The organism is Streptomyces sp. NPDC037271 (assembly GCF_055603605.1).
This window is the reverse complement of the sequence record NZ_JBVJVN010000028.1, coordinates 88,328-109,344: the sequence shown is the minus strand read 5'-3', so window position 1 is coordinate 109,344 and position 21,017 is coordinate 88,328. Positions and strand designations below refer to the sequence as shown.

Here is a 21,017-nt window from a genome sequence, read left to right as displayed (position 1 = left end):
AAGAACGCAGCCCCAGGAGGAACCAGCGCCCCCCCCCCCACCCCCGCACACCCCCCCCCCCCCCCCCCCCCCCCCCCTCCCCCCCCCCCCCCCCCCCCCCCCCCGGGTCCGCTGCTGCCCGGGGTTCGAGGGCCGCCGAGTCTCAGCGTGAGGCTCAGGGCCGAGTCACTTGCCCGCCCGGGCTGATTGCCAGGCCTCGTGTCGGGCTGATTGCCAGGCCTCGTGCCCGCCGACGTCCGAGGCGCCCGCCGACGTCCGAGCGGCCGGGCCTCGCGCCCGCCGGGGCCGGACGGCCCTCGCGCCAGCCGGGCGGCGGTACGGCCGGTACTCAGCCGCCTACTCAGCCGCCGGGGTGGTGGCCTCCCCGCAGCCCCGTTCCCGGGCGCCCTCGCGGGTGCGGCCCGCGGCGACCGGGCGCCGGGGGTTTCGGCGCAGCCACTCGCCCTCCAACTGGGCCATGCGGTCGTTGTGGGACCGCAGCGCGTCGTTCGACCCGTACAGCAGGGTGTCGTGACGTGTGCGGTGGATGGTCTCCAGCTCCTTCATGAGCTGTTGGTCGTCCAGGCGGCCCGGGTCCACTCCGGTCATGGTGTCGTCCCGCGTGTCGTGTTCGTTCATGCGGTCCGGGTACCCGCCCCGGAAGCAACACCACCCCCGAGCGGCACCCGGGAGGGAGCCATGGATCTCGCGTTTCTGCACCCCCTCTACGAACATCAGGGGCCCTGGGCCTCCGTATACGTCGATCTCTCCCGGAACGCGGAGGACACCGCCCACGAACGTGAGCTGACGGCCGCCGCGGTGGCCCGGGAGCTCGCGGAGCAGGGCGCGGACGACGCGACCTGCCGGGCCGTGCAGGAGGCGGTGGAGGGGCTGCGCCACGCCACCGACCCGCACGGGCGGGCCCTGTTCGCGTGTGCCGGGCGGGTGGTCCTCGATCCGCCGCTGGCCCGGCCCCCGTACGGCGGGACCACCGCCGACTGGGCGCCGCTGCCGCACGTCGCACCGCTGCTGGAGCTGGCCGGCGAGGACCCGGTGTGCGTGGTGGCCTACATCGACCGCAAGGGCGCCGACTTCGAACTGCGCAGCGCGCTGGGCAGCTCGGACGCGGGCGGCGTGACCGGCCGGCAGTGGCCGGTGCACCGCACCAGCAGCGTCGACTGGTCGGAGCGCCACTTCCAGCTGCGGGTGGAGAACACCTGGGAGCACAACGCGGCGGAGATCGCGGACGCGCTCGCCGTGTGCCAGGAGGAGACCGGCGCCGACCTGCTGATCCTGGTGGGGGACGACCGGGAGCGGCGGTCCGTGCACGAGCGGCTGCCGAAGCGGCTGCAGGAGCGGATCGCCGAGGCCTCGCGCGGTGCCGGCAGCAGGCTCCTGGACGACGAGGTGGAGCGGCTGCGCGAAGACCACGTACGCTCGCGCGCCCGGGAGGACCTGGACCGCTTCCTGGCGGCCCGGTCACCGGACGGCCAGGGCCGGGCCGGTGCCGCGGAGGGGGTGCCCGCGCTGGTCGAGGCCGCCCGGGAGCACCGCATCGACGAGCTGCTGATCATCCCGGACGGCCCCGACACCCACCGCGAGGTGTGGATCGGCGAGGACGCCGACCAGTTGGCGGTGCGCCGTACGGAGCTGAAGACGCTCGGCGAGCAGAACTCCTGGTCGGCCCGCGCGGACGACGCCCTGCTGCGCTCGGCGGTGATGACCGGCGCCCCGGCGATCTCCGTGACGGCGGCCCTGCCGTCCGAGGCCGCGGACAAGGCACCGGTGGGCGGTCTGGGGGCGCTGCTGCGCTGGAAGTGACTTCCGCGGCCGCCCGCGACCGCCCGTGACCGCCCGCGTCAGCGGGCCCGCTCCACCCGCCGTTCGTCCCAGACCGGCTCCGGCGTCTCGCGGACGCGTCCGTCGCTGCCGAAGACGAGGTACCGGTCGAAGGATCGGGCGAACCAGCGGTCGTGGGTGACCGCGAGGACCGTGCCCTCGAAGCCCTCCAGGCCTTCCTGGAGGGCTTCGGCCGATTCCAGGTCGAGGTTGTCGGTCGGCTCGTCGAGCAGCAGGGCGGTGACGCCCTGGAGTTCCAGCAGGAGGATCTGGAAGCGGGCCTGCTGGCCGCCGGAGAGCCGGTCGAAGGTCTGCTCGGCCTGCTGGGTCAGCTCGTAGCGGCGCAGCCTCGACATGGCGGCGCCCCGGTCCTGGGCGTGCTCGGTCCACAGGATGTCCAGGAGCTTTTGGCCCAGCAGTTCGGGGTGGGCGTGGGTCTGTGCGAAGTGCCCGGGGACCACGCGCGCGCCGAGCTTCCAGTTCCCGGTGTGGGCCACGTCGCCGCCGGCGAGCAGTCGCAGGAAGTGCGACTTGCCGGAGCCGTTGGAGCCGAGGACGGCGACCCGTTCGCCGTAGAAGACCTCCAGGTCGAAGGGTTTCATCAGACCGGTGAGTTCCAGCTGTTCGCAGGTGACGGCGCGGACGCCGGTACGGCCGCCCTTCAGGCGCATCCTGATGTCCTGCTCGCGCGGCGGCTCGGGCGGCGGTCCGGCCTCCTCGAACTTGCGCAGCCGGGTCTGGGCGGCGGCGTAACGGGAGGCCATGTCGTGACTGATCGCGGCGGCCTGACGCAGTGTCAGTACCAGTTTCTTCAGCTGCGCGTGCTTCTCGTCCCAGCGGCGGCGCAGTTCCTCGAAGCGGGCGAAGCGCTCGCGCCGGGCCTCGTGGAAGGTGGCGAAGCCGCCGCCGTGCACCCAGGCGTCGGCGCCCGCGGGGCCGGGTTCCAGGGAGACGATCTTCTCGGCGGCGCGGGCCAGCAGTTCACGGTCGTGGGAGACGAAGAGCACCGTCTTGCGGGTCTCCTTCAGCCGCTCCTCCAGCCAGCGCTTGCCGGGCACGTCGAGGTAGTTGTCCGGCTCGTCGAGCAGCAGCACCTCGTCGGTGCCGCGCAGCAGCGCCTCCAGCACCAGCCGCTTCTGCTCACCGCCGGACAGCGTGCTCACCTGCCGCCACTGGGCCTTGTCGTACGGCACCCCGAGCGCGGCCGTGGTGCAGATGTCCCACAGGGTCTCGGCCTCGTACCCCTGCGCCTCGGCCCAGTCGGCGAGCGCCTGCGCGTAGCGCATCTGGGCGGCCTCGTCGTCGACGGTCAGGATCCCGTGCTCGGCGGCGTCGACGGCGCGCGCGGCCTCGCGGATGCGGGGCGACGCCACGGACACCAGCAGGTCACGGACGGTCGTCTCGTCCCGGACGGAGCCCACGAACTGGCGCATCACTCCGAGGCCGCCGCCGACGGCGACGGTCCCGCCGTGCGGTTTGAGCTCCCCGGACAGCAGGCGCAGCAGGGTGGTCTTGCCCGCCCCGTTGGGTCCGACGAGGGCCACGACGGCCCCCTCCCCCACCCGGAAGGAGACGTCGCCGAGCAGCGCCCTCCCGTCGGGGAGGTAGTACTCCAGGTGCGCTGCTTCGAGATGTCCCATGGGGCCGGATTCTCCGGCTCCGGGCACGTCCCGGGCAAACCCATTTCCGCCGCCGCGGCCCGGGGCGGCGGCACGTGGGGCGCGCCACCCGCAGGAAACGCCGTCCGCAGGGTAGGCGGGAGCCATGAGCCCCGACGTAGACCTCACCGCCCCGACGCCCGGTCCGCATCCGGTCCGCAACCGCCTGCTGCGGCTGGACCAGCGCCTGTTCGAGGCCGTCGCCGCCCGTACCTGGCCCGGCGCCGACCCCCTGCTGCCCCGCCTGAGCCGCAGCGCCAACCATGGTGTGCTGTGGTTCGCGGCGGGCGCCGCGCTGGCCGCGACCCGCACCCCGAGGGCCCGCCGCGCCGCCGCCCGGGGCCTCGCCTCGCTGAGCCTGGCCTCGCTGGCGATCAACACGCTCGGCAAGCGCTCGGTCCGCCGCCCCCGTCCCGTGCTGGACCCGGTCCCACTGGTGCGGCAACTGAAGCGGCAGCCGATCACGACGTCCTTCCCGTCCGGGCACGCCGCGTCGGCCGCCGCGTTCGCGACCGGTGTCGCGCTGGAGTCCCCGGCGTGGGGCGCGGCGGTCGCCCCGGTGGCCGCCGCGGTCGTCCTCTCCCGCGTCTACACCGGCGTCCACTTCCCGAGTGACGTGCTGGCGGGTGCGGCCCTCGGGGCGGGGGCCGCGTTCGCCGTACGGGGCATGGTCCCGACGCGCGCCCAGCTCACCCCGCCGGCCCGGCCGCGTGCCGACGTGCCGGCGCTGCCCGGCGGTGAGGGTCTCGTGATGGTGGCCAACATCGGCTCGGGCACCTCGGACCGGGTGCGGGCGCTGTGCGACGCGCTGCCCGACGCGGAGGTGGTGGAGTGCGAACCGGGCGACATCCGCGCGGAGCTGGAGAAGGCGGCGGACCACGCCCGGGTGCTCGGCGCGTGCGGCGGCGACGGCACCGTGAACGCCGCCGCCGAGACCGCCCTGCGCCACGGGCTGCCGCTGGCCGTGCTGCCCGGCGGCACGCTCAACCACTTCGCCTACGACCTCGGGGTGGAGGACGTACGGGATCTGTGCCGGGCGCTGGAGCGGGGCGAGGGGGTACGCGTGGACGTCGGCCGGTTCGCCTCCGGCGGACGGCACGGCATCTTCCTGAACACCTTCAGCCTCGGGGTGTACCCGGAGCTGGTCAACGAGCGGGAGCACTGGTCGCCCCGGATCGGCGGCTGGCCGGCCGGGGTGCTCGCGGCCGTACGGGTGCTGCGCGCCGACCGGCACCCGCTGGAGGCGGAGGTACGGGGCCGCCGACGCCCGCTGTGGATGCTGTTCGCCGGCAACGGCACGTACCACCGCCGGGGCCTCGCCTCCGGCCGCCGCCTCGACCTGGCGGACGGGCAGCTCGACGTGCGGGTGGTGCACGGTGGTCGCCGGCCGGCCCTGCGGCTGCTGTCCGCGGCCCTCGCGGGCCCGCTGACCCGCTCCCCCGCGCACGCGGCGGTGCAGGTGCACCGGCTGCGCCTGAACGGGGTCGCGCCGGGGACGCTGATGGCGTACGACGGCGAACTGACCGAGACGGAGGGCGATCTGGCACTGGAGAAGCTGCCGGAGGCGCTCACGGTCTACCGTCCGCTGCCCGGTACCGGACTGCTCTCCTGACATCGCGTCAGTCCGTATACTGACACACGGGTCTCATCATTCGGCCGGTGCGCGTACGGTGACCGCATCGTCGGTAGAGGGGACCCACCATGCCGGAACCGCGGGAGACCGCCGTCTACACGCACGGGCACCACGAGTCCGTGCTCCGCTCGCACACCTGGCGCACCGCCGCCAACTCGGCCGCCTACCTGCTCGGCTCGCTCGAGCCCCACATGCGGATCCTGGACATCGGCTGCGGTCCGGGCACCATCACCGCGGACCTGGCGGAACTGGTCCCGGACGGACACGTCACCGGCGTGGACCTGGCGCCGGAGATCGTCGAACGGGCCCGGGCCACGGCGGCCGACCGCGGGCTCGTCAACACCGCCTTCGCGGTGGCGGACGTGCACGCACTGGACTTCCCGGACGACACGTTCTGCGTCGTCCACGCCCACCAGGTGCTTCAGCACGTGGGTGACCCGGTGCGGGCCCTGCGCGAGATGAGGCGGGTCGCGAGGCCCGACGGGATCATCGCCGTCCGTGACTCGGACTACGGCGCCATGACCTGGTACCCCGCGTCCCCGGGCATGGACGACTGGCTGGACCTGTACCGCCGGGTGGCCCGGGCCAACGGCGGCGAGCCGGACGCCGGACGCCGACTGAAGGCCTGGGCGCTCGAGGCGGGGTTCACGGACATCACAGCGACCTCCGCCACCTGGACCTTCGCCGCACCGCGGGAGCGGGAGTGGTGGAGCGGTCTGTGGGCGGACCGCACCGTGGCGTCGGCGTACGCCGGACTGGCCACCGAGGGCGGCCATGCGACGGCCGAGCAGCTGCGGGCCGTCTCGGCGGCCTGGCGGGAGTGGGGAGAGCGGCCGGAGGGCTGGTTCAGCGTCCTGCACGGGGAAATTCTGTGCCGAAAGGAAGCCTGACCCACGCCTGATCGGTGGATTACGGGAAACCAGTACGACAGGAGGTTCGACATTATGGTTCCGCTTCTGCTCGTACTGCTTCTCGCGATTGTTCTTTTCGGCGCGGGATTCGCCGTGAAGATTCTCTGGTGGATTGCCTTGGCAGTCCTGGTCCTGTGGCTGCTGGGTTTCCTGGCCCGCGGGACGACGGCCGGCGGCGGCAGGGGCCGCTGGTACAGGTGGTGAACGACGCGTGACGAAGCCGCTGCCCCGGGAGACCGACTCCCGGGGCAGCGGCCTTCCCGGCCCCGAAGGCTCATTCCCGGGGCAGCAGCGGTCCCAGCGGCCCGAGGTCCAGGTTCAGGTCCTCGGGACGCAGTCCGTAGCGGTCGCGCAGTTCGGTCATGCGGTCGTCGAGGAGCATCAGGGTCAGCCCGATCCGCTCCTCCTGCTCCTCGCTCAGGTCGCCCTCGTCGACGCGGCGCAGCGCCTGGCGCTCCATGAGCTGGCGCAGCAGCTCGACGACGGTCAGCACCAGCTTGATCAGGTCGCGCTCGACCGTGTCCGGCTCGAGGTCGAGGCGCTTGCGGGGCTCGGTGTGTTCACTCACGTCAATCCCCGAACGGCGACGGAACATCGCGGTTGACCGAGCTGATCAGCGCGTTCAGGTCGATGCGGACCAGGTCGACGTCCGCGATGCGCAGCGTGACGTCGCCGGTGATGACGACGCCGCCCGCCAGGAGCCGGTCGAGCAGGTCGACGAGGGCGATCTCACGGCGTTCGACGACGGTCATGATCCCTCCCCCGTCCCTGCCCCGCCGGAGGTCTCTTCCCCGGCGAATGAATACGCTGCCCACGGTCCGGTGAGTTCCACGCGAATTCCGGGGGCCTCGTCCTTTGTCCGGTCCACCATTTCCACGAATTCCTCGGAGACGTCGCGCCGCACCAAATAGGCCGCGTTGAGTACGTTCCGTCCGGCGGCGCCGGAGAGGCCGGGATTCTGCGGCGCGTGCAGCCGCGCGTCGTCGGCCCGGGACGTCAGCGTTTCGTGCAGGCGCGTCGCGAACTCCTCGGCCGTGGCCCACAGGGCGTCGTTCGCCCGGGTCCGCATGCGCCGCTGCCGCAGGTAGTCCCGGCCCGAGGCGGGCTTGGAGGCGGGCTCCGCCACTGGGGCGGTCTGCTCGGACTCCGCCTCGACGTACACCTTGACGCCCCATTCCACGCGTCCGTCCAGCCGGTCGAGCGTGCGCCGGAAGGCGTCCTCCCGCTCCTCCATCATCACGCGTACGCCGCTGTCGTCCCGGAAGACGGTGGCCAGCCGGAGCGGCAGCGGGGTGGTGACGGCGGTGAGCGCGTCGATGACCTGCTGGTGGGCGCGGGCGGTCCCGGCCAGCCAGTCCAGGTCCTCCAGGTGGGCGCGCAGCGCCTCCTCGCAGAAGTCGGCCTCCGGCACATGGCTGACCACGGCGACCAGGTCGCGGTGGGCCAGCAGCCGGGGCGGGTCGCCCGCCACCCCGGTCAGCTGGGCCTGCAGGGCCGCGCCGAAGGGACGGCAGACGGCGTAGACGTACCGCAGTCCGGTCACGGTGCCTCCCTCGGTACGCGACCCGGGTCCAGCTCGCGCAGACGTTCACGCAACTCGGCGTTCTCCCGGGTCAGTTCGTCGCGCCGAGCGCGGGAGGAGAGAGCGGGGTCGCTCTCCCACCAGTCGATGCCCATTTCCTTGGCCTTGTCGACGGAGGCGACGACGAGCCGCAGCTTGATGGTGAGCAGCTCTATGTCGAGCAGGTTGATCCGGATGTCGCCCGCGATCACGACTCCCTTGTCGAGCACCCGCTCCAGGATGTCGGCGAGGTTGGCGCTCTGTCCCTGGCCATAGGGATCGGGCAGCCGGCTGGGTGTGGTCATCGACGGCTCCCGCGATCGGCTTCCGCTTGATCGTCGTCCTCGTGATCGTCGTACGCGTCACGGGACGCGTACCCGTCCTCTTCCTCGTCCTCGTACTCGTCCTCTCCGGCTTCCTTGTCCTCCTCGTACTCGTCCTCGGGCCCGGGCTCCGCCTCTTCCTCGTACTCGCCTTCGTATTCGCCCTCGGGCTCGGACTCGGACTCTCCGTCGTACTCGCCCTCGGGTTCCTCCTCGTAGCCGGTCTCCGCCTCCGTCTCGGGCGGCTCCTCGCCCTCCTGCTCCCGCGCGAGGGCGTCCTCGTGGCTGCGGACGACCTCGCCGTCGCGGATCTCGCCGCGCCAGCCGTCGTCCGCCTCGCCCTTGAGGGTGATGTGGCGGACGTAGTTCTTCAGGTCGAGGCGGGCCCGGCGGCCCTGGGCACGCCAGATGTTGCCGGTCTTCTCGAACAGACCCTTGGGGTAGTACTCGATGACCAGGATCACGCGGGTGAGGTTGTCGGCGAGCCGGTGGAAGCTGACGACGCCCTTGGTCGTGCCCTTGGCGCCCTCCGACGTCCAGGAGATCCGGTCGTCCGGCACCTGCTCGGTGGTCTTCGCCTTCCAGCTGCGGTTGGACCAGAAGACCTTCAGCTGCCAGTCGGACGACGTGTCGTCGGCGCGGTTCGCGCTCTTCACGCCCTTCGCGAAGGTGCTGAAGTCCTGGTACTGGGTCCACTGGTCGTAGGCCGTGCGCAGCGGTACGCCGACGTCGACGTACTCGATGATGACGGTCGGCTTCTGGCCGCCGCCGCCCTTCTTCCTGCCCTTGCCGCCGCCGAGGTTCTTGACGGCGCCGACCACGTTGTCCTTCACCTTGCCGGCGCCGACCTCGAACGCGGCCCGCACCGGGCTCTTGCCCTCGGCGAGCTTGCGGCCGCCGTCGAGGGCCAGCTTGGCGAAACCGGGGCTCTTGCCCTCGGCGATGTCGTTCAGCTTGCCGGTGGTCTCGCCGAGCTTGGTGCCGACGCCGGTCAGCAGCCGTGTGACCTGGGCGGCGAGGTAGTCCTGGACCTCCGCCTTGAGGCGGTCGGCCGCCTCGCTCCGCGCCGCGTCGGCGATCGGGTTCTTCTTCGCGGCCTTGCCCGCCGTGGAGGCCGCGGAACCGAGGGTGTCGGTCATCGCTCCCCACCGCCCTTCGACTGCCGGGCCCCGGCACCGCGGGCGGCGCTCCTGGCCCCGGCCGCCGCCTTCTTGCCGGCTGCCTTCTTGCCGACTGCCTTCCTGGCCGGCTGCGCCCGTTTCGCCGCGGCCTTCTTCGCTGGCGCGGGTGCCTTCCTGGCCGCCTTGCGTGCCTCGGCCGGTGCCTTCTTCGCGGCCCGCTCGCGCGACTCGCGCCGGCCCGCCCGCTCGTCCCGCTCATCCTGCTCGTCCCGCTCGTCCCGCTCGTCCCGCTCGTCCCGCTCGTCGTCGTACTCCGCGTGCTCCTCGGCGTCCTCCGAGTCCTCCGAGGCCTCGGAGTCGCGGGAGTCGTCGGATCCGGCGACCGGCACCTGGGACGTCACACCGGAGAGCTGGTCGCGCACCTGGGCGGTACGTCCGTGCAGGCGGTCGGCGAGCGCGTCGATCTGCCGCTCGACCATGGCGCCCGACGCCGCCTTGCCCACGCCCCGCAGGTCCGTGCGCAGCTGGTCCCCGATCTCCTTGAACTGGGGGTTGTTCTGCACCTGCGTGGAGACCAGTTCCGCGATGCCCTTCGGGGTCAGGTTCAGCTTCTTGCCGGCCACCATGGTGCCCACGGCGACCGCGAGTTTCAGTTTCCTCGTCCGTCCCAGCAGATAGCCGGCCCCTACCGCGAGGCCCAGTCCCGCTCGATTCATGGTGCCGTCCCGTTGCCCAATCCCGCGCTCGTGCGCGTAGCGATCTCCAGCCGGTCCAGAAGCCCGTCCTCCTGTCGGTCGAACTCCTCCTCGGAGATCTCGCCGGCCTCCAACTGCTCCTCCAGGCGTGCCAGCTCGGCCCGGACCGTGGCGGGGTCGTAGTAGATCCGCTCGGCCTCGTTCATCACCTGTCTGATGGCCCATGCGCTGCCGCGCGCCGGGGCGAACGGCAGCAGCAGGACCTCCGAGATCAGTCCCATGTCCTCATCCCGTTCCGGTGTCCATCCCGCCGGCCGCCGTGCCCGCGGGCTCTGCGGGACCGGGCTCGACGAAGCTGTACGGCGGCAGCGGGCCGTTCACGCGCACCTCCAGGTGCGGCATCCGGTCGCGGGCCTGCTCGACGGCGGCCAGGAACTCCTCGGCCGACTCCCGGTTCACCAGGAACGACACGTTGGCCAGCCAGCCGGTGGACTCGGGGCCCACGCTCACAGCGTCGGCGGCCGGCTCCAGGGCGCGCTCCAGCGTGGTGGCGTCCTCGGCCTCCTTGCCCTTGACCGCGGCCGCGACCATCTCACCGAGCTGGATCTTGCTCTCGTAACTGCCACCACCCGAACGCCGGTTGGATTCCGCGAGGGCGCGGATCTCCGCGTTCTCGGCCATGACGTGGTGCAGGACGGCCTCTTCGACGTGGTTGGCCTTGATGTTGTACTCGACCCGGCCGTCCAGCGCCTCCAGGCGCTCCCTGTAGTGCTCGGCCCGCTCGGCGAGCACCCCGGTGACCGACTTGTCGTCCGGGGCGACGCTGCCGAAGCGCATGGGCAGCACGCACCCGGCCGCGCCGACCTCGCTCAGTACGTTCTGATGGGCGAGCAGTTCCCTGCGCTTGGGGCGCAGTCCCTCGGGCGCGTCGCTGACGACGGCCGCCAGCCCGCCCTCCTTCAGGAGCCGCACCTCGCTCGGCGGGTCGCCGACGCCACGGATGCCCTCGGGGAGCCCGGGATGCGAACCGGCGGTGATGCCGTAGACGTACGTACTCACTCCTGCTCCTCCTTCCGGCGCGAGGGCGCGGCCTTGCGGGCGCGCGGACGCGATGCGGTCTCGCGCTCGGAGCCGCCCTCGTCACGGGCCTGCTTGAACGCGTCGGAGATGGTCTCGGCGGCGCCGGACAGCGCCCCCTTGGACTTGCCGCGGGCGCCGGACTCGGTCATCTCACCGACCAGGTCGGGCAGGCCCGGGGCCTTGCGCGGCCCGGCCTCCAGGTCGAGCCGGTTGCATGCCTCGGCGAAGCGCAGATAGGTGTCCACGCTGGCGACGACGACACGGACGTCGATCTTCAGAATCTCGATGCCGACCAGGGAGACGCGCACGAATGCGTCGATGACGAGCCCCCTGTCCAGAACAAGCTCAAGCACGTCGTAAAGGCCGCTGCTGCCGCCTCCACCGCCGGTCTGTTGTGCCGGTACGACAGTCATGCCTGCTTTCCTCCATCTTGTTTGTGGGGGATGTTTGTGGGGGGGATGTTTGTGGGGGGTGTGGGGGTGTGGGGGTGTTGGGTGCGCTGTTTGTTGGTGCGGTGTTCTGTGGGTGGTGTCTGCGGGTGTGGGTGCGTTCGGGCGGTGCGGCCGGGCGGCCTAGCGGCCGCCGCGCGCGTCGGCCCGACCGCGCTCGTAGCGCCTGACGCGCCGGTAGCCCGTGAGCTGCCCCTCGGCGTCGAGCTCCACCTGGTAGCTCGCCATCAGGCTCATCGTTTCGGGCACCCGCTCGAGTTCGAGAACCTCGACCTCGAGCGACCAGCCCTCCTCCGTCTGCTCGAAGGACGACACGGACTCCGCGGTCATGCCGGTGAGCTCCGCGAGCTGGGCTCGCGCCTCGCGCAGAACTTCCATCGGCCGTGGCCGACGCGGCTCCTGTGAGTCCTGGGCCTTCTGTGTCTTCTGTGATTTCTGTGAACTCTGTTGTGAGCCTTGTGATTCGGACGTGTTGTTCGTGTTCGACATGGCCACCTCCCCCTCCGTGTGGCCGCAAGTGTGTTCGCCAAACCTTTACGGGCGCACGCATGTGCCACCCGCCCACACCACGCCCCCGTGCCTGCCGGGGCCTGCTCAGCCGCGCAGGGCGTTCAACCGCCGGCGGGCGGGTCCCAGGGCCCGGGCGTGGCTCATGATCCCGGCCCAGGGCCGGGTGCGGGCCTGGCCGACGGCGTCCGCGATCGTCCAGCGGCGGGCGTGCAGGGCGGGGTCGTCCAGCTGGTCCCAGGAGATGGGGACGGCCACGGGTGCGCCGGGCCGGGCGCGGACGGTGAAGGGGACCACGGCGGTCTGCGCGTAGGCGTTGCGCTGGATGTCGAGGTAGAGCCGGTCGCCCCGGTCCTTCTTGCGGGCGGCGGTGGTGAGCCGGTCGGGGTGGGACGCCGCCAGGACATCGGCGACGGTCCGGGCGAACTCACGCACGTCGTCGAAGTCCTGATGAGTGGTCAGTGGTATGACGACGTGCAGCCCCCGGGACCCGGTGGTCATGAGCGCCGAGGGCAGTCTCAGCTCGTCGAGCAGCTCGCCCAGCAGCCGGGCCGCCTCCCGTACCGCCTCGAAGTCGTCACCGGCCGGGTCGAGGTCGAAGACCATCCGGTCCGGCCAGTCGGCCTTCCCGGCCCGGGACAGCCAGCGGTGCAGGGTGAGGGCGGCCTGGTCGGCGAGGTAGAGGAGGGTCGCGGTGTCGTCGCAGACGGTGTGACAGACGGTGCCGCCCTCCTTGGCCACGTCGACGCGGCTGATCCACTCCGGGTAGTGCGCCGGAGTGTTCTTCTGCATGAACCGCGGTCCGTCGACGCCGTCCGGATGCCGCTCCAGCATCAGCGGGCGGCCCCGCAGGTGGGGCAGCATGAAAGGGGCGACGGCACGGTAGTAGTCGACGAGGTCGCCTTTGGTGTACTCCTCCTTCGCGCCGCCGTCCCCCTTGGGGAACAGCACCTTGTCCGGCCGATGGACCTCCACCGTGCGCCGGCCGGCCCGGACGGTCCGTACGGCGTCACCGCTCACGGGATGATCGCCTGCTCCACCAGCATCCGTACGGCCGCCTCGATGGACTCGGCGTCGATCCCCGCGGCGTGCAGTTCCTCGGCCGGGGTCGCGGAGCCCGGCATCGTCCCGACGGCGAGCCGGACCAGACGGGGCACGGGCCGGCCGTCGCAGAACGCGTCGACGACGGCGTCGCCGATACCGCCCTCCTGTCGGTGGTCCTCCACGGTCAGCAGGCATTCGGTGTCCTCGGCGGCCTCGCGCAGGGTGGCCAGATCGACGGGCTTGACCGAGTACAGGTCGATGACCCGGACCGGGATGCCGTCCCGGCCGAGGGCGTCGGCCGCGGCGAGTGCCTCGTGCAGGGTGACACCGGCCGCGACGACGGTCAGCCGGTCGCGGTCGGAGGAGCGCAGCACCTTGCTGCCGCCGACGGGGAACTCCTCGTCGGGGCTGTAGATCACCTTGCTCTCGCCGCGCGAGGTACGCAGGTAGCGGATGCCCTCCAGGCCGGCCATCTCGGCGACGAGCCGGGCGGTCTGGTTGGCGTCGCACGGATACAGCACGGTCGAGCCGTGGACGGCCCGCATCATCGCGAGGTCCTCCAGGCCCATCTGGCTGGGCCCGTCCTGGCCGATGGCGACGCCCGCGTGGGAGCCGACGAGGTTGATGCCGGAGCCGCTGACCGAGGCCATGCGCACGAAGTCGTGGGCGCGGGTCAGGAAGGCGGCGAAGGTGGTGGCGAACGGCACCCAGCCGCGCGCCGCCATCCCCACCGCGGTGGCGACCATCTGCTGCTCGGCGATGTAGCACTCGAAGTAGCGCTCCGGGTGTTCCTTGGCGAAGAACTCGGCGCGCGTGGAGTCGCCGACCTCGCCGTCGAGGGCGACGACGTCACCGCGGGCGGTGCCGAGCGCGGCGAGCGCCTCTCCGAAGGCGTTGCGGGTGGCGACCTCGTCGCCCTTGTCGTAGCGGGGCAGCTCGGTCTGGCCGGTGCCGGCCGAGTGCAGTGCCCGTGCGGACGGCGGTTCCTGTACCCGGACCGTGAGGTCGCGCGGGCCGCCGAGCTCGGCGATGGCCTCCTCGGCCTCGGGCAGCGGCTTGCCGTGCTGACCCTCGCGGTCCTCCACCGCCTTCACCCCCTTGCCCTTGAGGGTGCGGGCGATGATCGCGGTGGGCTGGCCCTTGGTGGACAGGGCCTCGCCGTAGGCGCGGTCGATGGCGTCCACGTCGTGGCCGTCGATCTCGATCGTGTGCCAGTCGAAGGCCCGGAAACGGCGCGCGTACGCGTCGAGGTCGTGGCCGTGCCGGGTCTGACCTCGCTGGCCGAGCCGGTTGACGTCGACGATCACGGTCAGGTTGTCGAGGTTCTCGTACCCGGCGTGCTCGGCCGCCTCCCACACCGACCCCTCGGCCATCTCGCTGTCGCCGCACAGCACCCACACCCGGTAGTCGGCGTGGTCCAGCCGCTTGCCGGACAGCGCGATGCCGACACCGACGGGCAGGCCCTGGCCGAGCGAACCGGTGGCCGTCTCGACCCACGGCAGCCGCTGCGGCGTGGGATGCCCCTCCAGGCGGCTGCCCAGCTTGCGGAAGGTGAGCAGTTCCTCGTCGTCGATGGCGCCGGCCGCCTTGTAGGCGGAGTAGAGGAGGGGTGAGGCGTGTCCCTTGGAGAGGACGAAGCGGTCGTTGCCGGGGTGGGCGGGGCGCTCGAAGTCGTAGCGGAGGTGGTTGGCCAGGAGTACGGCCATCAGGTCCGCGGCGGACATCGAGGACGTCGGGTGTCCGGAGCCCGCGGCGGCGGACGTCCGTACGCTGTCGACGCGCAGCTGCTGTCCTAGGTCGACGAGTTCACCGGTGTTCATGAGTCTCCTTCCGCGGCACGGCCGTCGGAACGCTTGACGGGGCCGGGGGCGATGTCGGGTCCGGGGGGCGGCTGGTTCGCCGGGGGTTCGGGGCCGGGGTCGTCGGGCGCGCCGGCGGAACGGGCGGGGGTGGGCGCCGCACCGGCGCCGTGCCGGGGTCTGCCGGGCGCCGCGCCCGGCCGCCGTGGTTCGGCGGGCGCGTTGGCGGACGGCGGCCTGGCGGGCGCCGCGGTGGACGGAGGCTTGGCGGGCGTTCCGGCGGGGCGGGACTTGCCGGGGGCCGCGGATCCGCCGGGTTCAGTGGTCCGGCCCTTCGCCGGGCCGCTGCCCCCTCGGCCCTTCGCGGGAGCACCACTCGGCCCGCCCTTCGCGGGCTCGCCACCCGGCTGACTCCTGGCCGGTTCACCGCCCGGCCCGCCCTTCGCGGGCTCGCCACCCGGCTGGTTCTTGGCGGGCTCGCCACCCGGCTGGTTCTTGGCTGGCTCGCCACCCGGCTGATTCTTGGCGGGTTCGTCGCCGGGGCTGCCGTGGGCGTCCGCAGAGCCGAGGCCGTCTCCGCGCCCCGGTCCGGGCCCGTCTCCGCGCCCCGGTCCGGGCCCGTCCCCGTCCGCCGCCCCCTCCTTCTTCCGTGTCCCCGCCTTCCCCGGCACCCGCGCCACCTCCGGCGACGCCGACTCCAGGGGGACGGACCAGGACCGTACGAGACCCAACTGGACGGCCTGCCGGGGCAGTACCGCGTCGAGCAGCCAGTCCGCGGCGACCCGCACGCGGTTGCCCGGCATCGCCGCGAGGTGGTAGCCGCGGGTGACCGCGCCCGCCGCCGGGCCGGACAGCGGGAGGCCGAGCGGGTTGGCGGCGGCCTTGGCGCCGCCCAGGTCCACGACGAACCCCATGTCACGGTGGCGGTAGACCCGCCGCCCGCCGCCGATGCCGAGTGACGCGGCGACGTTCTGGGCGCAGACCCTGCCGTGCCGCCAGGCCTGCTGTGCGGTCATCGGCGTGTACTGGCCGGGCTGGTTCAGGTCGGGCACCGCGGCGACGTCACCGCACGCGAACAGCTCGGGCCGCCCCGGCACCTGGAGGTGCGGGTCGACGAGCAGCCGGCCGCGTTCCACGGGCAGCCCGAGGGACTCCACCAGGGGATCGGGCCGCACGCCCACGCACCACACCAGCGTGCGCGTGTCGACGCTCGTGCCGTCGGTCAGCACGACCCCGTCGTGCGTGGCCTCCTTCACGGAGATCCCCATCCGGACGTCGACGCCCCGCTGCCGCAGCACCCGCTCGGCGGTGCGGGAGAGCCGTTCGTCCATCTCGGGCAGCACCCGCGGCGCTACGTCCAGCAGCATCCAGCGGGGCCGCATACCGGTGCGCATCGGGTGCCTGCGAACCTGCGCGTCGGTGTACATCTGGCCGTGCGCGGCGACCTCCGTACCGGTGTATCCCGCCCCGACCACGACGAAGGTGCACCGTGCGGCGCACTCCGCGCGGTCGCCGGCCGCGGCGGCCAGTTCCACCTGCCGGGTCACGTGGTCGCGCAGGTAGAGCGCCTCCGGCAGCCCGCGGAAGCCGTGGGCGTGCTCGGCGACGCCGGGAATGGGCAGCAGCTTGTTGACGCTGCCCGCGGCGAGCACCAGCCGGTCGAAGGACAGGGTGCCCCGGTCGCCCTCCGGGCCGGTGTAGCGCACGGTGTGCCCGTCGAGGTCGATGCCGTCGGCCTCGCCGAGCACCAGCCGGACGCGCGGCAGCGTGCCCGACAGGGACACGCTGACCCGGCGCGGTTCCAGGATTCCGGCGGCGACCTGGGGCAGCAGCGGCAGGTAGAGGAAGTAGTCGGTCGGGTTGAGCAGGGTGATGTCGGCCTGGTGCCGGGTGAGCCGGGACAGGGTGCGGGCCGTCCGGTACCCGGCGAAGCCGGCACCGACGATCACGATGCGGGGTCGGCTCACGGTTCGCCTCCGGGCTGTCGCGTACCTCGTGAGCCTTCCGCGTCCCCCTGGCCAGGGCACCCAAACGTCCGCCGGGCCCCCGCGCGGCGGCCCCTCCCGGCGCCCCGCACAGTTCCGCACATTTCCCGCCCAGTGCCCCGCGCCGCCGGTTTCCGGCCGGACGCCCGGGCACCCGGGCCGGGCCCCACCCTCCGGCGCGGAGCCGCGGAAGTTCGCCGACGCGGGCTTCGACCGGGTGTACGCCGACCAGATCGGCCCCGGCCCGCGCGGCTTCTGCGACTTCTGCGACCTCTGCCGTACGACTGTGCTGCCGCAGCTCCAGCAGGGCGCCTGAGCGGGGCAGGGCGGCGCCCCCCCGCACCGCTGTCGGGGGGCGCCGTGCCGTGTGGGCGGCGGCCGGTCAGCCGCGGCCGTGCGGGGCCTCGGGGTCGATGTCGTCCCGGCGCGGCGCCGCCGGGCCGGTGCCGCCCGGTGCGGGCGTGCCCGCCCCCGGGGCGCCGGTCGCGCCGCCGACACCGCCGGGCGCGACGGGTGGCATCGGCGGGTACGGCATGCCGAGTCCGCTCGGCGGCACACCCGGCGCGTCACCGCCGAGGGTGCGGTCCGGCCCCGTGCCGTGGGTGGCCCCCGGCCGGGCCGCACCGCGCAGCAGGTACGCCGCGACGCCCAGGAGGACGGCCGTGATCAGCGCGGCGGTCCAGTCCGGCAGGCCGGTGGCGAGGGCCAGGCCCACGGTGAGCGCGAGGGCGGCGCCCGCGTACAGGGCGGCGGCACCGGACGCGGCGTACAGCGTGGCCTTGCGACGCTGCTTCCTCGTCTGCTCACGCAGCTCGTCGCGCACGGTCTCGCGTGCCACCTGCGCCAGTTCGTCGACCAGATGCTTGTCCAGGTGTTCCAAGTGATCCATGCGGTCCATATGTCGCGGGTACCCGCGAGCGGAACTTCCATGGGCCGACCCGCGGGTGAGGCCCCGCCCCTCCCAACTAGGCTCCTCCGTATGGACATTCTGGGAGCCACACTGCGCATCTACGTCGACGACCTGGACAAGGCGATCCCCTTCTACGAAGGTCTGGCGGGCGGTCGCGCCCACCGCTTCGAACGCGGCGGTGTCGAAGCCGCCGCGGTCGGCTGCTTCCTGCTGATGAGCGGGCCCGAGTCCCAGCTCGAGGTGCTGCGCAAGATCACCGCGACGATCGCCGTGACCGACGTCGAGGAGACCCACCGTGTCCTGACCTCGCTGGGCGCGGACGTCATCGCGGGCCCGGTCCCGACGCCCGCCGGCCGCAACCTGATCGCCCGGCACCCGGACGGGACGATCTACGAGTACGTGGACCGGCAGGCGTAGGGGCGGGCCGGGCGGGGTCACCCCCCGTCCGGCCGCATCCGGAAGTCGTACCGGGCCGGGAGCGGTTCGTCGCCGAGCCGGGCCCACAGCCGGCCGATGTTCTCCGCGCCCTCCCGCAGGTCGGCGACCTCGAAGCCCTCGTCGAAGACGGCCCGCGCCTCCTCGCGCCGGCCCTCGGCCGCCAGCAGCTCCGCCTCGGTCAGCCGGAACCGGCCGCGGGCCCGTGTCGCGGGGCGCAGCCGCTCCCACACGGCACGGGCATCCGCCGTCCGCCCGACGGCGAGCAGCGCCTCGATCGCCTCGCGGCCGAGGGCGGCGGCGACGGCCACCCACTCCTCGGAGTCGCGGACGTCCTCCCCCTCCCGCCCTTCCCGCAGTTGCCCGCACAGGCCGTCGAAGGCCTCGGCGTACCGGTCGGCGGCCCGCTCGTGGTGGCCGTCCTCCTGGTCGGCGACGGCGAGGCAGCGCAGCAGCGGCCAGCCGGCCGCGGCGGTCTTCAGGCCCCGTTCCCAACTGCGCACCGCCTGGGCCCGGTCGTCGCCGTGCCACTGGGCGACACCGAGGTGGTACTCGGCGGCCGGGGTGGCGGCCGTGGTCTCCAGCATGTCCCGCCAGGGCCGGGAGACCAGTGTGCCCCCGGGCGGCTCGTGGCCGCCCGGTCCGGGCAGGGACCCGGCGCGCAGCAGGTGCAGCCAGGGCCGCTGCTCGTCGCCGAGGGTGTGCTCCCCGAAGGGCGTGCCGGGCAGTTTCCAGCCCGCGCGCAGCACTTCGAGCGCGCCCCAGCCGGACCCGGTGGCGAGGCTCTCGCCTGGCTCGGCGTCGGCGTACGGCCGCCACGCCGCGTAGGCCGCGTCGACGTCGGCGCGCGGCAGGACCGTCTCCAGTCGCTCCTCGGTCCCGCGCAGTACGGTGTGCCACTCGCCCTCGGGTGCCGCGTCGAGCGGCCCGTACGCCTCCAGCCAGGACACCTCGCTCTCCGCTTCCAGCTTGACGTGTTCCAGCTGGGTGCGGGCGAGCCCGGCCTGGATCTCGCAGTAGCCGCCGGTGCCGGGCTCGGTGAGCCACTCCTGCCAGCGCCGCCCGCCGGGCCCCGTGCCCCACACGAAGAGCTTGCGGCCGCGCAGCACGTCGGTCGAGGTCTGCACGAGCCCGTGCCCGTCCGCGTCGAGTGCGGCGATCCAGCGGCGCCGGCCGTCCGGCACCTCGTAGAAGTAGTCGGCGGCGTACGTGCTGTTCAGCGGGTACGTCCGGTCGGCCCCGTCGTACGACGGGACGGGCACCCGGCGCAGTCGCCTCTCGTAGCCGAAGTGCCAGGCCTCGTCGGCCGGGGCGAGGACGCGCCGCTCCTCCGGCACGGCGATGTTGGACCACCAGTACGTCGGCACCGGGCGCTCGTGCGGGTTGCGGATCCGGACGCCGACGTGGAGGAAGTCCGAGCCGTCCGGCAGCCACAGGTCGACCTGGAAGGGCAGGTCGCGCAGCCGCTCCCACTCCCACAGGCGCAGCATCTCCCCGCCGTCGGGAGCGGGCACGCGGGCGGCGTGCACGGGCGAGCAGGACAGGGTGGTGTGACCGGTGGCGCCGATGTTCCACTCGATGCCGCCGGAGAACCAGGCGCCGTTGAGGGCGAAGTTGGCGGGCTGGAGCACGGGGTTGACGTAGAGGAGTTCGCGGTCGGTCGGCTTGTGGTGGAGGGAGGCGATACGGCCGCCGAGGCCGGGCAGGACGGTGGCCCTCAGCCGGTCGTTCTCGATGACGAGGGCGTCGGTCTCCCGTGCCTCGCGCGCCCGGTCGTAGCCGTCCCTGACCCGCACGGGCAGCAGGCTGCGCAAGGGCTCGTAGTCGACCTGGCGGGCCATGTCGCGCGGCAGGCCGGCCCGGTCCCGTTCGTCGATGCGGTGGGCCTCGTCCAGGGGGCGCAGTGGCGGCAGGGGGTTGTCCGGCCCCAGCGGCGCGGCGGGCAGGCGCAGTACCTCACGTCGGATCGTCGTCACGGTTCCCCATGGAAGCCGTTCGCCGGTGCGCTGAACAGAGGGCCACCGGTCACGTTCGCGCGACGTCGCGCACGTTCGAATTCCCTGGGCGCCGTGCGGGCGGCGGGCGTAGGGTCGGGCGGTCGACGCGGATACGGAGGAGCGGCACGTGAGTGAGCAGCACGCGAGTGAGCAGCACACCTACCGGGTGATCGTCCGGGGCGCCTGGGAGGGCCTGACCGATCGGGCCCGTGCCCGGCTGCTCGCCGAGGCCGGCGAGCACGGGATGGCGAGCATGCGGTTCACCGAGGAGGGCTCGCTGTCGTACGAGCCCTCGCCGCTGAAGCACTTCTCGATGCGGTACGTCGTGGTGTCGGACGCGGCGGACGGCGAGGAGATGGCGGGTGCGATCGCCGAGGACCGGGCGGAGACGACGTTGCGCGGGCTGGGTTACGGGTTCCGCGAGCTGCGGTCGACGGTGACGGACCTGGACACGATGAAGATCAACCGGAAGTCACGGTCTCGGCGGTGATCGCCCAGCGCTGGTGGTCGCGCCAGGCCCCGTCGATGTAGAGCATCCTCGGTGAGAAGCCCTCCAGGTGGAAGCCGCAGGCGCGGGCCAGCGCGATCGACGCGGCGTTGCCCGGCTGCACGTTGATCTCCAGCCGGTGCAGGCGCATCGGTCCGAACGCGTACCGCACGACGAGGTCCAGTCCCTCGCGCATCAGCCCGCGGCCTGCCGCGTGCGCGAAGGCGCCGTAGCCGAGCGCGCCGCTGCGGAAGCCGCCCTCGACGATGTTGTTGATGTTGACGAATCCGGCGATGGAGCCGCCGCCCGCCCCACCGCCGTCCGACCCGCCGCCGTCCGACCCGCCCGTTTCCTTCTCGCCCGGTTCCTGCTCGCCCGTTTCCTTCTCGCACACCAGGAACCCGGCCTTGGTCGGGTCCTCGATCAGCCGCGCCGCGTAGGCGTCGTACGCCCGGGCGCTGTCCGGCGGGAAGAGCCACGGGTGGTGCAGGTCCTTGCTCTGACGGGCCCGGGCGGTGAACTCGGCGCCGTCCTCGTAGGTGAAGTGCCGTATGACCACGCGGGGGCCCTCGGCGAGGAGGCGGGACGGGGTGTGCGGCATTTC

The 21,017-nt window shown here is 73.1% G+C and carries 24 protein-coding genes and 1 pseudogene; 7 read left to right on the top strand and 18 right to left on the bottom strand.

Going from position 1 to position 21,017, the window contains the following annotated elements; all coding sequences use genetic code 11:
- Positions 1 to 336: 336 nt before the first annotated feature.
- The gene (locus tag ACZ7G3_RS31775) at positions 337 to 618 is read right to left on the bottom strand and encodes a DUF6158 family protein (RefSeq protein ID WP_470929781.1); all 282 of its coding nucleotides are present in this window, start codon (positions 616 to 618) and stop codon (positions 337 to 339) included.
- 60 nt (positions 619 to 678) lie between these two features.
- On the opposite strand from ACZ7G3_RS31775, the gene ACZ7G3_RS31770 reads away from it, so the two are divergent.
- Complete coding sequence (locus tag ACZ7G3_RS31770) at positions 679 to 1,800, top strand: baeRF2 domain-containing protein (protein WP_470929779.1); 1,122 nt, start codon at positions 679 to 681, stop codon at positions 1,798 to 1,800.
- Positions 1,801 to 1,838: 38 nt separating this feature from the next.
- On the opposite strand, the gene ACZ7G3_RS31765 is transcribed toward ACZ7G3_RS31770, so the two are convergent.
- A complete protein-coding gene (locus ACZ7G3_RS31765) occupies positions 1,839 to 3,458 on the bottom strand; it encodes an ABC-F family ATP-binding cassette domain-containing protein (RefSeq protein WP_470929777.1) in 1,620 nt (539 codons plus the stop codon).
- A 124-nt stretch (positions 3,459 to 3,582) separates the two neighbouring features.
- Between ACZ7G3_RS31765 and ACZ7G3_RS31760 the strand changes: the two genes are divergently transcribed.
- From ACZ7G3_RS31760 to ACZ7G3_RS31750, 3 genes are all read left to right on the top strand, one after another.
- Positions 3,583 to 5,088, top strand: coding sequence for a phosphatase PAP2 family protein (locus ACZ7G3_RS31760; protein ID WP_470929775.1), 1,506 nt, complete (start codon positions 3,583 to 3,585; stop codon positions 5,086 to 5,088).
- An 89-nt stretch (positions 5,089 to 5,177) separates the two neighbouring features.
- A complete protein-coding gene (locus ACZ7G3_RS31755) occupies positions 5,178 to 5,999 on the top strand; it encodes a class I SAM-dependent methyltransferase (RefSeq protein WP_470929773.1) in 822 nt (273 codons plus the stop codon).
- A 54-nt stretch (positions 6,000 to 6,053) separates the two neighbouring features.
- On the top strand, positions 6,054 to 6,224 hold the full coding sequence (locus tag ACZ7G3_RS31750; RefSeq protein WP_426517705.1) for a hydrophobic protein: 171 nt from the start codon (positions 6,054 to 6,056) through the stop codon (positions 6,222 to 6,224).
- Positions 6,225 to 6,294: 70 nt separating this feature from the next.
- On the opposite strand, the gene ACZ7G3_RS31745 is transcribed toward ACZ7G3_RS31750, so the two are convergent.
- The 13 genes from ACZ7G3_RS31745 to ACZ7G3_RS31685 form a co-directional block, all read right to left on the bottom strand.
- Complete coding sequence (locus tag ACZ7G3_RS31745) at positions 6,295 to 6,615, bottom strand: gas vesicle protein K (protein ID WP_470929771.1); 321 nt, start codon at positions 6,613 to 6,615, stop codon at positions 6,295 to 6,297.
- A complete protein-coding gene (locus ACZ7G3_RS31740) occupies positions 6,590 to 6,772 on the bottom strand; it encodes a gas vesicle protein (RefSeq protein ID WP_055419334.1) in 183 nt (60 codons plus the stop codon). The genes ACZ7G3_RS31745 and ACZ7G3_RS31740 overlap by 26 nt, the downstream gene beginning before the upstream one ends.
- Positions 6,769 to 7,563: a GvpL/GvpF family gas vesicle protein gene (locus ACZ7G3_RS31735; RefSeq protein WP_470929769.1), complete on the bottom strand. Its 795-nt coding sequence runs from the start codon at positions 7,561 to 7,563 to the stop codon at positions 6,769 to 6,771. Before ACZ7G3_RS31735 ends, ACZ7G3_RS31740 begins: the two co-directional genes overlap by 4 nt.
- Entirely contained in the window at positions 7,560 to 7,886 is a 327-nt protein-coding gene (locus ACZ7G3_RS31730) for a gas vesicle protein (RefSeq protein ID WP_055419336.1), read from the bottom strand. The genes ACZ7G3_RS31735 and ACZ7G3_RS31730 overlap by 4 nt, the downstream gene beginning before the upstream one ends.
- Entirely contained in the window at positions 7,883 to 9,043 is a 1,161-nt protein-coding gene (locus ACZ7G3_RS31725; protein ID WP_470929767.1) for an SRPBCC family protein, read from the bottom strand. The genes ACZ7G3_RS31730 and ACZ7G3_RS31725 overlap by 4 nt, the downstream gene beginning before the upstream one ends.
- Positions 9,040 to 9,741, bottom strand: coding sequence for a DNA primase (locus tag ACZ7G3_RS31720; RefSeq protein WP_470929766.1), 702 nt, complete (start codon positions 9,739 to 9,741; stop codon positions 9,040 to 9,042). Before ACZ7G3_RS31720 ends, ACZ7G3_RS31725 begins: the two co-directional genes overlap by 4 nt.
- Positions 9,738 to 10,001, bottom strand: coding sequence for a gas vesicle protein GvpG (locus ACZ7G3_RS31715; RefSeq protein WP_470929764.1), 264 nt, complete (start codon positions 9,999 to 10,001; stop codon positions 9,738 to 9,740). The genes ACZ7G3_RS31720 and ACZ7G3_RS31715 overlap by 4 nt, the downstream gene beginning before the upstream one ends.
- A 4-nt stretch (positions 10,002 to 10,005) precedes the next feature.
- Positions 10,006 to 10,779 carry a GvpL/GvpF family gas vesicle protein gene (locus tag ACZ7G3_RS31710; protein ID WP_470929762.1) on the bottom strand — a complete coding sequence of 258 codons (774 nt, stop codon included), beginning with the start codon at positions 10,777 to 10,779 and terminating at the stop codon, positions 10,006 to 10,008.
- Positions 10,776 to 11,213: a gas vesicle structural protein GvpA gene (locus ACZ7G3_RS31705; protein ID WP_426597478.1), complete on the bottom strand. Its 438-nt coding sequence runs from the start codon at positions 11,211 to 11,213 to the stop codon at positions 10,776 to 10,778. Before ACZ7G3_RS31705 ends, ACZ7G3_RS31710 begins: the two co-directional genes overlap by 4 nt.
- A 159-nt stretch (positions 11,214 to 11,372) precedes the next feature.
- Positions 11,373 to 11,738, bottom strand: a complete 366-nt coding sequence (locus ACZ7G3_RS31700; RefSeq protein WP_426597479.1) for a gas vesicle protein GvpO — start codon at positions 11,736 to 11,738, stop codon at positions 11,373 to 11,375.
- Positions 11,739 to 11,843: 105 nt separating this feature from the next.
- On the bottom strand, positions 11,844 to 12,776 hold the full coding sequence (ligD, locus tag ACZ7G3_RS31695) for a non-homologous end-joining DNA ligase (RefSeq protein WP_470929760.1): 933 nt from the start codon (positions 12,774 to 12,776) through the stop codon (positions 11,844 to 11,846).
- Positions 12,773 to 14,620, bottom strand: coding sequence for a transketolase (locus ACZ7G3_RS31690; RefSeq protein WP_426597481.1), 1,848 nt, complete (start codon positions 14,618 to 14,620; stop codon positions 12,773 to 12,775). Before ACZ7G3_RS31690 ends, ligD begins: the two co-directional genes overlap by 4 nt.
- Positions 14,617 to 16,566 (bottom strand): NAD(P)/FAD-dependent oxidoreductase, encoded by a 1,950-nt coding sequence (locus tag ACZ7G3_RS31685; protein ID WP_470929758.1) that lies wholly within the window; start codon positions 16,564 to 16,566, stop codon positions 14,617 to 14,619. The genes ACZ7G3_RS31690 and ACZ7G3_RS31685 overlap by 4 nt, the downstream gene beginning before the upstream one ends.
- Before the next feature lie 196 nt (positions 16,567 to 16,762).
- Here ACZ7G3_RS31685 and ACZ7G3_RS31680 point away from each other — a divergent pair.
- Positions 16,763 to 16,900: pseudogene (locus ACZ7G3_RS31680) on the top strand (LLM class F420-dependent oxidoreductase); the annotation flags it as partial.
- A 66-nt stretch (positions 16,901 to 16,966) separates the two neighbouring features.
- On the opposite strand, the gene ACZ7G3_RS31675 reads toward ACZ7G3_RS31680, so the two are convergent.
- Positions 16,967 to 17,482, bottom strand: coding sequence for a phage holin family protein (locus ACZ7G3_RS31675; protein ID WP_470929756.1), 516 nt, complete (start codon positions 17,480 to 17,482; stop codon positions 16,967 to 16,969).
- Between the two features lie 81 nt (positions 17,483 to 17,563).
- Between ACZ7G3_RS31675 and ACZ7G3_RS31670 the strand changes: the two genes are divergently transcribed.
- Complete coding sequence (locus ACZ7G3_RS31670; protein ID WP_426517732.1) at positions 17,564 to 17,911, top strand: VOC family protein; 348 nt, start codon at positions 17,564 to 17,566, stop codon at positions 17,909 to 17,911.
- 17 nt (positions 17,912 to 17,928) lie between these two features.
- Here the strand turns inward: ACZ7G3_RS31670 and ACZ7G3_RS31665 are convergent, their stop codons facing one another.
- The gene (locus tag ACZ7G3_RS31665; protein WP_470929754.1) at positions 17,929 to 19,905 is read right to left on the bottom strand and encodes a DUF5107 domain-containing protein; all 1,977 of its coding nucleotides are present in this window, start codon (positions 19,903 to 19,905) and stop codon (positions 17,929 to 17,931) included.
- A 148-nt stretch (positions 19,906 to 20,053) separates the two neighbouring features.
- On the opposite strand from ACZ7G3_RS31665, the gene ACZ7G3_RS31660 reads away from it, so the two are divergent.
- Positions 20,054 to 20,416 carry a DUF6204 family protein gene (locus ACZ7G3_RS31660; RefSeq protein ID WP_470929752.1) on the top strand — a complete coding sequence of 121 codons (363 nt, stop codon included), beginning with the start codon at positions 20,054 to 20,056 and terminating at the stop codon, positions 20,414 to 20,416.
- Here the strand turns inward: ACZ7G3_RS31660 and ACZ7G3_RS31655 are convergent.
- Positions 20,388 to 21,014 carry a GNAT family N-acetyltransferase gene (locus tag ACZ7G3_RS31655; RefSeq protein ID WP_470929750.1) on the bottom strand — a complete coding sequence of 209 codons (627 nt, stop codon included), beginning with the start codon at positions 21,012 to 21,014 and terminating at the stop codon, positions 20,388 to 20,390. The two genes, ACZ7G3_RS31660 and ACZ7G3_RS31655, sit on opposite strands and share 29 nt — an antisense overlap.
- Between the last annotated feature and the right edge of the window lie 3 nt (positions 21,015 to 21,017).